This is a genomic window from Mesorhizobium sp. P2_F5 (genome assembly GCF_056403715.1).
On sequence record NZ_JBFUEY010000001.1, the window covers coordinates 410,212 to 424,585 of the forward strand.

The window sequence follows — 14,374 nt, forward strand, 5'->3', positions numbered from 1 at the left end:
GAGCGTGTTTTCCGCTGTCGAGGAAGGAACATACGCCCATCCAGCATAGGCCTGTGTCAGGCCCGGGTCATCGGAATTGTGCAGGCACGCTCCCCACGGTTGCCCCTAGCAGCGCGCATCAGCGCTCCTAGACGGGCATACGGGCCATACGCACGCGAAGGTCCTCGAACGGCTTACTCAAGGCATCAAGCAGATCAAGAAATTTTTCATGCGCGCCGGCATCGAGAAAGAAGATGCGCTGATTGAGAATGGCCTGCGGGCGCTATGCTGCTGCTCCCTTCACGCTCGCCACCGAGTCCCGCTCGACCAGCGGGCATTCCAGCTTGGTGATGGGATAGCGGCCGCGGCCGGGAGGCGGCGGCACCTCGAGCTGCTCGATCGCCCATTGGCCCATGGCCATGTGCGGCAGGATCGATGTCGTCAGCGGCGGGAACAGATGCCGGGCGATCTCCTCGTCGTCATAGCCGACCACCGAAATGTCCTGCGGGATGTGCAGGCCCGCCTCCTTCAGCGCTTCGTAGCAGCCGATGGCCGTGCGGTCGTTCTGGCAGAAGATGGCGGTCGGGCGGTCTTTCAACGCCAGCAGCTTGACGGTCGCGGCATAGCCCGCACTTGCCGACCAGTCGCCTTCGACCACCAGCTCCGGATCGAACGGTATGTCGGCGGTGGCGAGCGCCCTGCGATAGCCTTTCAGCCGGTCTTGCGCGGCCTGCATCCACGGCTCGCCGGTGATGGTGGCGATGCGGCGGTGGCCGTGGCCGATGAGATGCCGGGTCGAGCTCTGGCCGCCGGCGATCTCGGAAGGCACCACGGCCGGGAAGGCATAGTCCGACGTGTAGCAGTTGAGCAGGATGACCGGGATGTCGAGGCCGTAGAGGAAGTCCGGCGCCGTGATCTCGCGGGTGAAGATGGTCATGTAGATCAGCGCCGAGATGCCGCGCTTGGTGAGGGCCGCAATGGCGCGCGGCTCCATCACGGCGTCGCCCATGGTCTGCGCCACAAGCAATACGTTGCCGGCGTTCCATGATGCCTGGCGCGCGCCCTCGATGGCGACCACGGCTTCCGGACTGGTCGCCAGCTGGTCGACGGCGAAGCCGATGACGCCATCAAGTCCCTCGAAGGCGGGAACCGGCTTGCGAAGCGCCGAGAAGGCGGGCGCGGTGTAGCCGAGCGAACGCGCGGCATCGATCACCCGCTCGCGGGTCTGCTGCGACAGCCTGATGCCGGGCGAATTGTTGAGCACGAAGGAGACGGTTGCCTGCGAGCAGCCGGCTGCCCTGGCGATATCGGTCATGGTGACACGGCCGCCCTTGGCGGTTCTCGCCGGCGCCTTGCGCCGCTTCGCCGTGTCGTCCGGATCCCTCGTCTCGCTCATGGCATCGTGTCCCCAATCCCCAGCCTGTCTAGCGGCAGCCTGTCAGGCCGACAAGATGGCGTGGCGCCGTCGACTAATGGAAATGGTCGGAGGCGTTTATACTTATTAGCAGCTTTGACGTTCCTCCGCCATGCCACTCTGTGCTGGTGAACCCCGAAGATTGCAAGGCATCCAGTTGAACGCAGCCAGCGCGACACACGTTCGGCAAACAAGCCCCAAGGTCGCCGTCGAGCCTTTGCATGAGACCTTTTACTAATACTGTTTACTAATACAAAAATGCGCTGTAACGTCAATCCGTCGCGCCCAGCTCGTTTATGGCTAGCGCGGCGGAAAGTGCAGTGAACAGCCTGATGGCGAGCGGAGATTGCCTCCGCATGCTATGTTTCGGATATGTGATATGTCAGACAAATCAGACTATTTACGAGCATGGGATGAGTCTCTAAAGTCCGTGATCGCGACTGGAACGACGCCATTCTTTCAGTGCCGGGAACCCTGAGGAGGAGGGCGTCCAAATCGCAAGCGGCAAATCAGTGAATGCAAGATCGGTTCAGTCCGACGACTGGACCAAAACGGGAGGTTGAACATGAAATCCTTGATACGACATGCATCCGTTGCCACCGCAGCCCTGCTGCTTGGCCTCACGGCGACAGCCATTGCGCGGGCCGACGACAAGCCGACGCTGGCCTTCGTCGTCAACGGCGCTTCCGACTTCTGGAAGGCCGCCGAAGCTGGCGTCAAGAAGGCGCAAGGCGAACTGCCCGACTACAATCTCGAACTCAAATATCCCGAGCAGTCCTCGGTCGCCATCCAGCAGCGGCTGATGGACGATCTGGTGACCGCCGGCGTCAAGGGCATCATGGTCTCGGCCGTCGACCCCAAGACCTCGACCGACGGTCTGAACAAGATCGCCTCTGAGACGGCGCTGTTCACCACCGACTCGGATGCCCCGCAGACCAAGCGCGTCGCCTATATCGGCTCGTCCAACGTCGATGCCGGCAAGCAGGCGGCCGAGATCGCCAAGAAGGCGATGCCGGACGGCGGCAAATGCCTCGGCTTCGTCGGCCTGCTCGGCGCCGACAATGCCAAGGAACGCATCCAGGGCATGAAGGACGGCCTCGCCGGCAGCAAGATCGAACTGGTCGACGTGCGCGGCGACGATATCGACCAGGCGCGCGCCAAGAAGAATGTCGAGGACGCGCTGGTCGCCAGCCCCGACATCACCTGCATGGTCGGCTTCTACTCCTACAACACGCCGCGCATCTATGAAGCGCTGCGCGACGCCGGCAAGCTCGGCTCGATCACCGTCGTCGGCTTCGATGACGATCCGATCACGCTGGGCGGCGTCAAGGAAGGCACCGTTGCCGCCACCGTCGTGCAGCAGCCCTTCGAATGGGCCTACCAGGGCATGAAGCTGATGGCCGCCTATCTCAAGGGCGACAAGTCGGGCATTCCGGAAGGCGGCCTGATCATCATCCCGACCAAGATCATCGGCAAGGACGATGTCGACGCCTATGCGGCCAATCTGAAGGCGATGTCCGGAAACTGAGGCCACGAGCAGTTGCGCCGGCTCAGGGTTCGCCTTGAGCCGGCGATCGTGTTGACGGGCCGACAAAGGCCCGTCAGTCTGTAGCCCACCGGCTGCTGTCAGGCGTGATGAATTATTCCGACCCATCCATCGTCGCAACCACTCCGTTCCTCAGCCTCGAGAACGTGCGCAAGACCTATCCCGGCGTTGTCGCGCTGGACGGGTTTTCCATGGAGGTCAGGCCGGGCGAGGTGATCGGCCTCGTCGGCGAAAACGGCGCCGGCAAATCGACCTTGATGAAGATCCTCGGCGGCGTCACCAGGCCGGACAGCGGTACTATCACCGTCGACGGCGTTGCGCATGACGGGCTTACCGTCGAAGGCAGCCTGGGGTCGGGCATTGCCTTCGTCCACCAGGAACTCAACCTTTTCGAAAACCTCGACGTCGCCGCCAACATCTTCTTCGGCCGCGAGCCGTTGCGTGGCGGGCCGCTGAGATTGGTCGACCGCGCCAAGCTGCGCGAAATGGTGGCGCCGCTGTTGAAGCGCGTCGGCGCCAATTTCTCCGCCGACACGCCGGTCTCGGCACTGTCGCTGGCGCAACAGCAGATGGTCGAGATCGCCAAGGCGCTGTCTATCAAGGCGCGGCTGGTCATCCTCGACGAGCCGACATCGAGCCTGCCGATCGCCGAAACCGACAAGCTGCTCGATGTCATCAAGGCGCTGAAGGCCGACGGCATCAGCGTCATCTTCATTTCGCACCGCCTGCATGAGGTCGAGCGCGTTGCCGACCGCGTCGTCGTGCTGCGCGACGGCATGCTGGCCGGTACCTTGCCTAGGAGCGCAATCAACCACGACCAGATGGTCAAGCTGATGATCGGCCGCATGCTGAAGGAGCGCGAGAAAGCCTCCGAGGCCGCGCGGGCGCCGGGCGCCACGGCACTCTCGGCAAAAGCCGTCCGAACCCCTGCCTACCCTGCCCGGCCGGTCGATCTCGACATCAGGCGCGGCGAGATCCTTGGCCTTGCCGGCCTTGTCGGCTCCGGCCGCACCGAACTGGCGCGGGTGTTCTTCGGTATCGACGGCACGCTTGGCGGCGCGCTCGAACTCGACGGCAAGCCGCTTGTGCTGGGCTCGGCGGCCGATGCCGTCGCGCACGGCATTTTTCTCGTCCCTGAAGACCGTAAGCTGACCGGCATCCTGCTCGATTTGTCGATCGCGCAGAACATTTCGCTGCCCAATTTGCCGGCGCATGCGAAGCGCCAACTGGTGTCGGCAAGCGCGGAGACCGTCACAGCCGAGAAGCAGAAGAGCAATCTCGGCATCAAGGCGCCGTCGGTGCAGACGCGCACCGGCTCGCTGTCGGGCGGCAACCAGCAAAAAGTGGTGCTGGGCAAATGGCTGGCGATGAACCCGAAGGTGATGATCCTCGACGAGCCGACGCGCGGCATCGACATCGGCGCCAAGGCCGAGATTTACGGACTGATGCGGGCGCTGGCCGATGCCGGCGTCGCCGTGCTGATGATTTCCAGCGACATGGAAGAGGTGATCGGCGTGTCCGACCGCATCGCCGTCATGCATGAAGGCCAGATCTCGGGCATTCTCGACAAGGAACAATTCAGCCAGGAAAACGTGCTGTTGCTGGCCGTCGGCAAGCCGGCAAACTAGCCGGATTTCGACGTTGCCGGTCCGGCATTGGGGAGAAGACGATGAGCAAGAAAGATCTCGGCCTGCTGATCCTGATCCTGGTGGTCGGAGCGGTGGTGGCGATCATCAACCCTCGCTTCCTGCTGCCGATCAATCTTGCCAATACCTCGAACCTGATCGGGCTGTTCGGCATCCTGTCGATCGGCCAGGCCTTCGTCATCATCACCGGCGGCATCGAATTGTCGGTCGGCTCGGTGGTTGCGCTGCTCGGTACGCTGTTCATCGACTTCATCGCCGTGCGCGGTCTGGGATGGCCGATCGCGCTGCCGCTGATCCTGGTGCTCGGCGGCATCATCGGTCTGGTGCATGGCTGGCTGATCACCCGGCTCAAATTGCAGCCCTTCGTGGTGACGCTCTGCGGCCTGCTGATCTATCGCGGCGTGGCGCGCTTCTACACCGCCGATGGCACGGCGGGCTTCGGCTTCGGGCAGAATTTTCCGGAGCTGGAATTCCTCACCGCGGGCCGGTCATGGGGCGTGCCGAACAGCTTCATCGCGCTGATCGTCATTTCCATCGTCATGTGGGTGGTGCTGCACCGCTCGGTGTTCGGACGCTACCTCTATGCCATCGGCAAGAACGAAGAGGCGGCGAAATATTCCGGCATCCGCACCGGCCGCATCGTGATGGCAGCCTATGTCATCTGCGGCGTGCTGACGGCGCTGTCGGCGATCTATTTCGCCATGTACACGCGCTCTATCTCGCCGGCCAGCCATGGCCAGTTCTACGAACTCTACGCCATCGCGGCGGCGGTGCTCGGCGGCTTCTCGCTGCGCGGCGGCGAAGGTTCGCTGATCGGCGTCATCCTCGGCACCGTGCTGCTGCAGGAATTGCAGAACCTGGTCAATTTGCTCGGCATCCCGTCCTCGCTCAACTTCGCGGTGATGGGCGGCGTGATCCTCATCGGCGTGCTGGTTGACCAGCAATGGGGCGTGTTCCGGGCAAGACGGCTGATGCTCGACGCCAGCCGCAAGAGTGTGGCGGCGGAGTAGCGCTAAATCACGCCGGACATGTCCGAGAACGCCATCGCCTTGCGCAGTACCTCGGCGAAGCGCTCGCCGGCGGTTTCGCGTAGGCCACCATTGTCGATCGAGGTGACGCCGGGTCCGGACAGAGCGACGTTGGCGCTGCGGGCGAGGCGAGCCAGCACCTCGCCGCGCGACTCGCGGCCGCGCTGGGCCAGACGTTCGGCGAGGATTTCCGGCGAAGCGGTGATTTCCACGACAGCCAGGTTGGCATACCGTTCACGCAGCACCGGGATGACCGCGCGAGAGACATTGGCGACCGCAACGTGACCGTTGGCGATCGACCAGTCGACATCGGCCGGAATGCCATAGCGCAGGCCGTGTGCCTCCCAGGAAATGGCGAAAGCGCCGTCGGCCTCGGCCTCGACAAAGGCGGCGTCGGCCAGCGTGTCATGGTCCTCGCTTGCCGCGTCGCTCGGCCTGGTGATGACGCGGCGCACGAACTCCAACCGTGTCTCATCGGCAAACAGCGCCCTGGCGTAGCCGATGACCGTATCCTTGCCGGCGCCGCTCGGGCCGACGACGGCGACGAAGACGCCGTTGCGGACCGGAAAAGCCTCGGCGGTGAGTTCGCGTTCGATCGACGCCGAGACCATCAGGCGACCCGGCGTCCCTGGCGCCAGACGGTGCGCACGACCGGCACATGATCGTCGACGCGCACACGCACCAGATCGGCACGGCGGCCCGGTTCGATGACGCCGCGGTCGCTGAGGCCGATGGCCTCGGCAGGGTTCTTCGACACCATTGCGACGGCCTGCGGCAGGGAAATGCCTTCGACGACGTCGCCGAGGAAGAAGGCCGACTGGATGAGGCTGAACGGAATGTAGTCGGACGACAAGATATCGAGCAGACCATCGCTGGCCAACGTGCGGGCCGAGACGTTGCCCGAGTGCGAGGCGCCGCGAATGACATTGGGAGCGCCCATGAGCACGCCGAGCCCGGCATCCTTGGAGGCTTTGGCGGCTTCCAGCGTTGTCGGGAATTCGGCGACCCGCACGCCTTGCTCAATCGCCTCGTCGACATGGCCTGATGTGGCGTCGTCATGGCTTGCCAGCACGATGCCGCGCTCCTGGCAGGCGGCAGAGATCGCCACCCGGTTGGGTCCCGAATTCCGCGCCGACTCGCTCATTCGCTTTTCGCAGAACAGCTTGAAGTCGCGGTCGGTCAGCTTCAGCTTGCGCTGGTAGTAATAGGCGTAGGTCTCGAGGTTGACGAACTGGCGCTGTCCCGGCGCATGGTCCATCAGCGAGGCCAGCCTGACCCGTTCGTCGCCGTCGAAATTGGCGAAGGCGGCGAGGCAATCCGGCGCCGAGACCTCGCAGCGCAGATGCAGGAAGTGATCGGCCCGCAGGCGATCCTGCTGGACACTGTCCTCGATGGCGTCGGCGAGCTTGCGGATGTCGTCGGAGGTGAGGTCGGCGTCCTCGTCCATGCCGACGCGCAAGGCATCGAGCACGGTGGTGATACCGGCGGTGGCGACCTGCGCGTCATGCGCGAGCACGGCGGCGATCGGGTTCCAGCGCACTTTCGGCCGCGGCGCGTAATGGCCTTCGAGATGGTCGGTGTGCAGCTCGACCAGGCCGGGGATGATGTAGTCGCCGCCCATATCCTCTCCGGTTCGCCCGGTGCCGGCGTCGATGCCGGCGATAAGGCCGTCGCGCAGCAGCAGCGACCCTTCGACGATTTCGTCGGCAAGCACGATGCGGGCATTGGTCAAAACGGTCTCGGCGGTCATTTCAGGCAGTCCTTGGGTTTCAGGCGAAGTGGTCAGGCGGTTTTTCGGGCAGCGCGGCGGCCGAGCGCATGGTGCGAGAGCACCATGAACGGGGCACCCGGTTCGGTTTCGACAAACAGCGTCAGCGCATCCACCAGCACCGGCTGCTGCAGCACCTCGGCGAACAGGCTGTCGATTGCTGCGCGCAGACGTTGGCTTTCCTGTGGCCCGGCCCGGCCGGACAGGGTCATGTGGAAGCGAAAGGTCTCGAAGACATAGGGGTAGCCCCACTGGCAGAGATTGCGGAACTCGGCCGGCTTCAGCGAATCCGGGCTGCGGCGTTCGATTTCCGCTTCGGTGAGCGGCGCGCGAAAACGGTCGAAGCCCAGCACGACGTCATCGGCGAAACGGTTGAGCGACGGCAGCGGGCCTTCCGGCACCAAAGCGAAGAAACCATCGATCTGGCTGACGACAAGGCGCGGGATGGTAACGGTCGGGGTTGCCTCGGCAAAGGCGTCCAAAGCCGCGCGCAATGAGGCTTCAGTCTCGTTGGCGGCCAGCCGGAAGGGCGCCTTCAGCGTCGCATGAAAACCGTAGCGCCGGGCCGATGCGGTATGGAAGGCGACTTCCGCCGCTGACAGGTCCGCCACCGCTTCGACCGGCCTTGTGGCGGCGCCGAAGGGGTTGCGTCCCAGCCAGTTGGCGGCGAGGCGCGCCAGTGGCTCGTCCTGCCTCGGGGTGAAATAGATGGCGTAGCGCATAAGAAATCCTCCTTAAAGCGCGCGGCGCCTGAAGCGATGGGTGCGACGCGCTTTAAGTCTTCAATTTGCTGCATGTCGTCATCCCAAAACCGCTGCGCACTTTTGGGCGACATGCACTAGCCCGCTGCCATAGGTGATTTCCATGACGGATTGACGAAGCTTTGAAGGGTTTTCGATGGCAAATCGACCAGACAAGTCCTTAGCCGACGATTTTTTCCAGCTGGACCAATAGCTTGCGCTGTTCAGGCCTTCATCAGCCATTCGTGCTCGGGCGCATTGTGGAATTTCCACGTCCGCTTCGGCCCGGCCATGACATTGAGATAATAGAGATCGTAGCCATGGCAGGCGGCGCAGGGGTGGTAGCCCTTGGGCACCAGCACGACATCGCCATCCTCGATCGCGATCGCCTCGTCGAGATCGCGATGTCCGCTTTTGTCGGCGTCGGTGTAAACGCGCTGGAAGGCAAAGCCCTGCGGCGGGTTGAGGCGGTGATAGTAGGTTTCCTCAAGATAGGATTCGGCCGGCAGATTGTCCTGGTCGTGCTTGTGCGGCGGGTAGCTCGATGTGTGGCCGCCGGGCGTAATGACCTCGACCACCAGCAGCGAGTCCGCCGGCTTGCCTTCGGGCAATATGTTGGTGACGTAGCGTGTGTTGGTGCCTTTGCCACGAATTTCCTGACCGAGATCGTTGGGCGCGATGACGCGAACCGGCAAGCCGCCGCCCAGGCCCGGCGCCGAACAGACGGCGAGTTCGAGATCGGTGTGCGCAGTCACCGACCAGTCCGACCCCTCGGGGATATAGACCGACCAGGGCTTGCCCTCGAAGGGCGACATGCGCTCGCCGAGCAGGCCGAGTTCCTGGCCGCCGGCTTCCGCTTTGCCCTTGCCGGTGACGAACACCAGGCAGACCTCGCGGTCGTCCGTCTTTCCCGAAGCGTTTTCGCCCGGCTTCAGCCGGTGCAGGTCGAAGCCGACATAGGTCCAGCCTGCGCTTTGCGGCGTGACATGAGCGACACGGCCATGGCCCTTGTCGGCTTTGACGAGCAGTTTCGACATTGCGGTCATTCCTTCGGTTCGGCGCCAGCCTTCGGTTCATCGGGCGTTGCCGCCTTCTCGTCCACCGGCTTGTAGAGGTAAAAAAACTGCCAGACGGCGTAGGCGGCAAAGCCGAGCGCGATGACGCCCCAGAACGGTGTGCCGGAGGCAAATTCTATTCCGGCCCAGATCACGCAGACGGCGACGACGGCGACGCGCCGCCACAGCGGGCGGAAGAACGGGTGCTCGTAATCCTTCATCGGATCGCCTCAGGCATTGGGAAAGCCCTGCGTTTCCACCGTGTAGCCCGCAGCCGTCATCACCCGCATCAGTTCCTTGTGGCCGACCTGCGCCATCTTGAGCGGCGGGTTCTTCTTCGGGTCCTGCTCGGCCTCGACGACGAACCAGCCTTCGTAGCCATGGTCGGCGAAGCGCTGCACGATGGCGCTGAAATCCAGCGAGCCATTGCCCGGTACGGTGAAGGCGCCGAGCGCAACGGCATCGAGGAAGGACTGCTTCGTGCGGTCAAGCCCGTCGATGACGCTCATGCGCACATCCTTCACATGGACATGGCTGATGCGCTTGTGGTGGTTGTCGATGGCGCGCAGCACATCGCCGCTGGCAAAGGCGAGATGCCCGGCATCGAGCAGCAGCGGAATGCCGTCGCCGGAATGGCGCATGAAGGCATCGAGCTCCGGCTCGGTCTCGACCACTGCCGCCATGTGGTGGTGATAGGACAGCGGCATGCCTTGTTCGGCGCACCATTCGCCGAATTCGGTCAGCCGCCTACCATAGGCCTTCATCTCGTCACCGGTGAGCTTCGGCTTGGTGGCGAGCGGCTTGGAGCGGTCGCCCTGGATCGAGCGGCCGACCTCGCCATAGACGATGCAAGGCGCGTCGACCGCCTTGAACAGGTCGATCATCGGCTGGATGCGATCCTTGTTCTTGCCCATGTCCTCATCGACCAGCGTGCCGGAAAACCAGCCGCCGCACAGCGTCACGTCGGCCCTCTTCAGGATCGGCAGCATGACATTGGGGTCGTTGGGAAAGCGGCGGCCCATCTCCATGCCGGTGAAGCCGGCCGAGCGCGACTGGCGCAGGCATTCCTCCAGCGAGACGTCGTCGCTGAGTTCGGCAAGATCGTCGTTCCACCACGCAATGGGGGACATGCCCAGTTTGGCTTTCAAGTTTTAGCTCCGGTTCTTGTTCACCCTCCCCCTTGTGGGGAGGGTCGCTGCGAAGCAGCGGGGTGGGGGTGCGGCGCCGGGCCCCCCCCCCGCCGCCGGCATCGGTAGAAACAAGCGGATCGGTGTCGATGACCAGAACGGTGGTGCGGTCGTTCTTTTTCGATTTCTGCAGCGCGTTCTCCAGCCCGGCGATCGACGGCACTTTTTCTGATATCGCGCCCATGCTTGCGGCATGCGCGGCGAAGTCGATGTCGGGCAGGATTTCGTGGCGCGAGTCTTTCAAGAGATTGTTGAAGTTGGCGCCGCCGGTGGCCATTTGCAGCCGGTTGATGCAGCCATAGCCCCTGTTGTCGAGCAGCACGATGGTGAGCTTCAGACCGAGCATCACCGAGGTGGCGATCTCGGAATTGAGCATGAGATAGGAGCCGTCGCCAATCATGACGACGACCTCCTCGTCGGGCTTGGCCATCTTGGCGCCAAGGCCGCCGGCAATCTCGTAGCCCATGGTCGAGAAGCCGTATTCGGCGTGGTAGGAGCCCGGAGCGCCGGCCTGCCAAAGCTTGTGCAACTCGCCCGGCAGTCCGCCGGCGGCATGCAGCAAGGTCACGCCTGATCCCAGCGTGCGCTGTACGGCGCCGATCACCTGCGCATCCGATGGGAAAGCCGCGTTGGTCGAGGCCGTCACCTTGCCGGCATCGGCCTGCCAGGCCTTTTTGCCTGTGGCCGAATTGTCGGTCCAGGCGGACGGCGCCTTCCAGTCCTTAAGCGCCGCACCGAGTTCAGCGAGCCCCTCGGCTGCATCGGCGACCAGCGGCAGCGCCCGATGCTTGCCGGCGTCGAAAGGCTGGACGTTCAAGCCGATGATGGTCTTGCCGGAATTCCTGAACAGCGCCCACGAGCCGGTGGTGAAATCCTGCAGGCGCGTGCCGATGGCCATCACGACATCGGCCTCTTCCGCCAGCCGGTTGGCCGCGGACGTGCCGGTGACGCCGACCGCCGCCATGTTGAGCGGATGCGTGTCGGGCAGCGAGGATTTGCCGCCTTGCGTCTCGCAGACCGGAATGCCGGCGCCCTCGGCGAATTTCGCCAGCTCGCCCGAAGCCTGCGAATACAGCACGCCGCCGCCGGCGATGATTAGCGGCTTTTTCGCACCTTTCAGCGCAGAGACGGCAGCCGCCAATTCATGGCGGTCCGGACGCGGCCGGCGCTGGTGCCAGACGCGCTCCGCAAAAAAACTCTCGGGATAGTCATAGGCTTCGGCCTGCACGTCCTGGCAGAGCGACAGCGTCACCGGGCCACAATCGGCCGGATCGGTCAGCACCTGCATGGTGCGGGCCAGCGCCGGGATGATCTGCTCCGGCCGGGTGATGCGGTCGAAATAGCGCGACACCGGGCGGAAGCAGTCATTGACCGTCGCCGTGCCGTCGGAGAAATCCTCGGCCTGCTGCAGCACCGGATCGGGAATGCGGTTGGCGAACACATCGCCTGGCAAAAACAGGACGGGCAACCGGTTTACATGCGCAAGCGCTGCCGCCGTCACCATGTTGAGCGCGCCGGGGCCGATCGACGAGGTCGCGGCCATGAAGCGGCGGCGGAAATTGGCCTTGCCATAGGCGATTGCGGCATGCGCCATCGCCTGTTCGTTGTGAGCGCGGAAGGTCGGCAGTTCATCGCGCAGCTGGTAGAGCGCCTCGCCGATACCGGCGACATTGCCATGGCCGAAGATCGCCCAGATGCCACCGAAGATCGGCACTTTTGTGCCGTCGATCTCGGTCATCTGCTTGCTCAGAAAGCGGGTCAGCGCCTGCGCCATCGTCAGGCGGATTGTCTTGCTCATGGGTTTTTCCTCCGCAGTCCTGTGCCGCGCCTTTATGCTGCTTTACGGCCGCGCGCGGCAAGCCACGCTTCGGTCAACTGTTCGAAGCGCGACGCCATATCCGCGACGGCCTCGTCATCCGACATCTTGCCGGCCAGCCACTGTTCGGCCGCGTGGACGAAGATGGTGCGGCCAACGGCAAATCCCTTGACGATCGGCGCCTTGGCGGTGGCGGCGAAGGCAGCTTCCAGCTCGTCCTGCGGCGCTTCGAGACCCAACAGCACGACGCCGCGGCACCAGGGATCATGCTTCAGGATCACCGCTTCGATCTTGGCCCAGGCGCCGGCCGACGCCTGCGGTTCGAGCTTCCACCAGTCCGGTTTGATGCCCAGCGCATAGAGTTCTTCCAACGCACGCGGGATCGTCGTGTCGTCGAGCTTGCCATGCTTGCCGGCGATGATCTCGACCAGCAATTCGCGGCCGACCTTTCGCGCCGCCTCGAACAGCGCGCGCAGTTTCTGCTGCTGCTCTTCCTTGAGTTCCGCCGGATCGTCGGGGTGATAGAAGCACAGGCATTTGATGCAGTGGTCGACCGGCCATTCCACCAGTTGCGAGCCGATGTCCTGCGAGAATTCGAAGCGCAGCGGGCGCGAGCCCGGCAGTTCCACGGGGCGGCCGAGCCAGGCGAAGGGGTGGCGGGCGAATTCGAACATTGCCTCGCGGCCATGTTTTTCATCGATCAGCATGCCATAGCCGTCGCGGCCGGCCGCGACCTTGGCCGCCGCCTTGACCGCCAGCACCTTGAAATCGCGGATGCGCGCCGGATCGGCGCCGGTCTTGGCCGCCACATCTTCAAGCTGCACACGATGGTCGCAGGCGAGCGCCATCATCGAGGGGATGTCACGCCGGCGGGTCGTTGCCCAATGGATGTGGTTGATCGCCTCGTCCTTGCGCAGGGCCAGATGCTTGCTGCCGTTCTTGAGGAAGAACTGCAGCTCCTCGAAGGTCGGATATTCCGGCGCGCAGAGCAGTCGCGACACGGCGAAGGCGCCGCAGGCATTGGCCCAGGTCGCCGCCGTCGCATGGTCTTCGCCACCCAGCCAGCCGCGCAGGAAGCCGGACATGAAGGCATCGCCGGCGCCAAGCACATTGTAGATCTCGATGGGGAAACCCTTGCCGACGATACCGTCTTCGAGATCGTCGCTGATCGGCCCGTCATAGACGATGCAGCCCATGGCGCCGCGCTTCAAGACGATAGTGGCGGCCGACAGCGCGCGGATAGTCTTCAGCGCGCTCAGGCAATCGTCGGCGCCCGAGGCGATCATGATCTCTTCCTCGGTGCCGACGATGAGATCGCAATCGGGCAGCACCGTCTTCAGCTGGGCCGAGACGCGGTCGGATTTGACATAGCGCTCGAAGCCCTCGGCATGCCCGGCAAGGCCCCAGAGGTTGGGGCGGTAGTCGATGTCGAACACCACCTTGCCGCCCCTGGCCTTGATGATGCGGATCGCCTTGCGCTGGGCGGCGTCGCTGTTGGGGCGCGAGAAATGCGTGCCGGTGACGACGACCGAACGGGCCGAGGCGATGAAGGCCTCGTCTATGTCTTCCGGCGCGAGCGCCATGTCGGCGCAGTCGCTGCGATAAAAGATCATCGGCGAAACGCCCTCGCTCTCGACCGAGAGCAGCACCAGCGCCGTCAACCGCTCCTTGTCGGTCTTCAGCCCGTCGACATTAACGCCTTCGCGCCTGAGCTGTTCGCGGATGAAACGGCCCATCTGCTCGTCACCGACGCGGGTGAGCAGCGCCGAGCGCAGGCCGAGCCTGGCCGTGCCCACAGAGATGTTGGCCGGGCAGCCGCCGACCGACTTGGCGAAGGAGGTGATATCCTCCAGCCGCGAGCCGATCTGCTGGCCGTAAAGGTCGACGGAAGCGCGACCGATGGTGATGACATCGAGCGGAGCGTATTTCGCGTCCACGGCTTCGCTCATTGGAACCTCCCGTCGGTCGTGTTGTCTTGGGCAACGTAGCTGGGGGACACGCGCGAGCGGCAGCGTGGCGCCGGGAATATGAAATAATAATTCCAATCCATAGTCAATATGGAATGAGCATTCCCCCTTCGAAAAGTGTCGGTACGGCGCTAGCGCGGCGGGCTTTCTAGCCGAGCGTACCGCGGCTTCATCCTTTTTGTTTGAGCATCGGATCTTCCCAAAACCAGTTCGCGCTTTTGGGTCCGA

11 protein-coding genes and 1 pseudogene are annotated in these 14,374 nt (G+C 63.9%); 3 read left to right on the forward strand and 9 right to left on the reverse strand.

Going from position 1 to position 14,374, the window contains the following annotated elements; translation table 11 throughout:
* Positions 1-262: 262 nt before the first annotated feature.
* A complete protein-coding gene (locus AC1DYO_RS01910; protein WP_477259753.1) occupies positions 263-1,375 on the reverse strand; it encodes a LacI family DNA-binding transcriptional regulator in 1,113 nt (370 codons plus the stop codon).
* A gap of 583 nt (positions 1,376-1,958) precedes the next feature.
* Between AC1DYO_RS01910 and AC1DYO_RS01915 the strand changes: the two genes are divergently transcribed.
* The 3 genes from AC1DYO_RS01915 (at position 1,959) to AC1DYO_RS01925 (ending at position 5,595) form a co-directional block, all read left to right on the forward strand.
* Positions 1,959-2,921, forward strand: a complete 963-nt coding sequence (locus AC1DYO_RS01915) for a sugar-binding protein (protein ID WP_181056760.1) — start codon at positions 1,959-1,961, stop codon at positions 2,919-2,921.
* Positions 2,922-3,028: 107 nt separating this feature from the next.
* On the forward strand, positions 3,029-4,567 hold the full coding sequence (locus AC1DYO_RS01920; RefSeq protein WP_477259755.1) for a sugar ABC transporter ATP-binding protein: 1,539 nt from the start codon (positions 3,029-3,031) through the stop codon (positions 4,565-4,567).
* 41 nt (positions 4,568-4,608) lie between these two features.
* Positions 4,609-5,595 (forward strand): ABC transporter permease, encoded by a 987-nt coding sequence (locus AC1DYO_RS01925; protein WP_477259757.1) that lies wholly within the window; start codon positions 4,609-4,611, stop codon positions 5,593-5,595.
* Positions 5,596-5,597: 2 nt separating this feature from the next.
* Here the strand turns inward: AC1DYO_RS01925 and phnN are convergent, their stop codons facing one another.
* The 8 genes and pseudogenes from phnN to AC1DYO_RS01965 form a co-directional block, all read right to left on the reverse strand.
* On the reverse strand, positions 5,598-6,227 hold the full coding sequence (gene phnN / locus AC1DYO_RS01930) for a phosphonate metabolism protein/1,5-bisphosphokinase (PRPP-forming) PhnN (RefSeq protein ID WP_477259876.1): 630 nt from the start codon (positions 6,225-6,227) through the stop codon (positions 5,598-5,600).
* The gene (locus AC1DYO_RS01935; RefSeq protein WP_477259759.1) at positions 6,224-7,363 is read right to left on the reverse strand and encodes an alpha-D-ribose 1-methylphosphonate 5-triphosphate diphosphatase; all 1,140 of its coding nucleotides are present in this window, start codon (positions 7,361-7,363) and stop codon (positions 6,224-6,226) included. Before AC1DYO_RS01935 ends, phnN begins: the two co-directional genes overlap by 4 nt.
* 32 nt (positions 7,364-7,395) lie before the next feature.
* Complete coding sequence (locus tag AC1DYO_RS01940) at positions 7,396-8,103, reverse strand: DUF1045 domain-containing protein (protein WP_477259761.1); 708 nt, start codon at positions 8,101-8,103, stop codon at positions 7,396-7,398.
* Positions 8,104-8,345: 242 nt separating this feature from the next.
* Complete coding sequence (gene iolB, locus AC1DYO_RS01945; protein WP_477259763.1) at positions 8,346-9,158, reverse strand: 5-deoxy-glucuronate isomerase; 813 nt, start codon at positions 9,156-9,158, stop codon at positions 8,346-8,348.
* A 5-nt stretch (positions 9,159-9,163) separates the two neighbouring features.
* Complete coding sequence (locus AC1DYO_RS01950; RefSeq protein ID WP_477259765.1) at positions 9,164-9,397, reverse strand: DUF3329 domain-containing protein; 234 nt, start codon at positions 9,395-9,397, stop codon at positions 9,164-9,166.
* Positions 9,398-9,406: 9 nt separating this feature from the next.
* On the reverse strand, positions 9,407-10,324 hold the full coding sequence (gene iolE / locus AC1DYO_RS01955; RefSeq protein ID WP_477259767.1) for a myo-inosose-2 dehydratase: 918 nt from the start codon (positions 10,322-10,324) through the stop codon (positions 9,407-9,409).
* A 91-nt stretch (positions 10,325-10,415) separates the two neighbouring features.
* Positions 10,416-12,161, reverse strand: a pseudogene (gene iolD, locus AC1DYO_RS01960) (3D-(3,5/4)-trihydroxycyclohexane-1,2-dione acylhydrolase (decyclizing)); the annotation flags it as partial.
* Between the two features lie 32 nt (positions 12,162-12,193).
* Positions 12,194-14,128 (reverse strand): bifunctional 5-dehydro-2-deoxygluconokinase/5-dehydro-2-deoxyphosphogluconate aldolase, encoded by a 1,935-nt coding sequence (locus AC1DYO_RS01965; RefSeq protein ID WP_477259769.1) that lies wholly within the window; start codon positions 14,126-14,128, stop codon positions 12,194-12,196.
* Positions 14,129-14,374 lie beyond the last annotated feature (246 nt).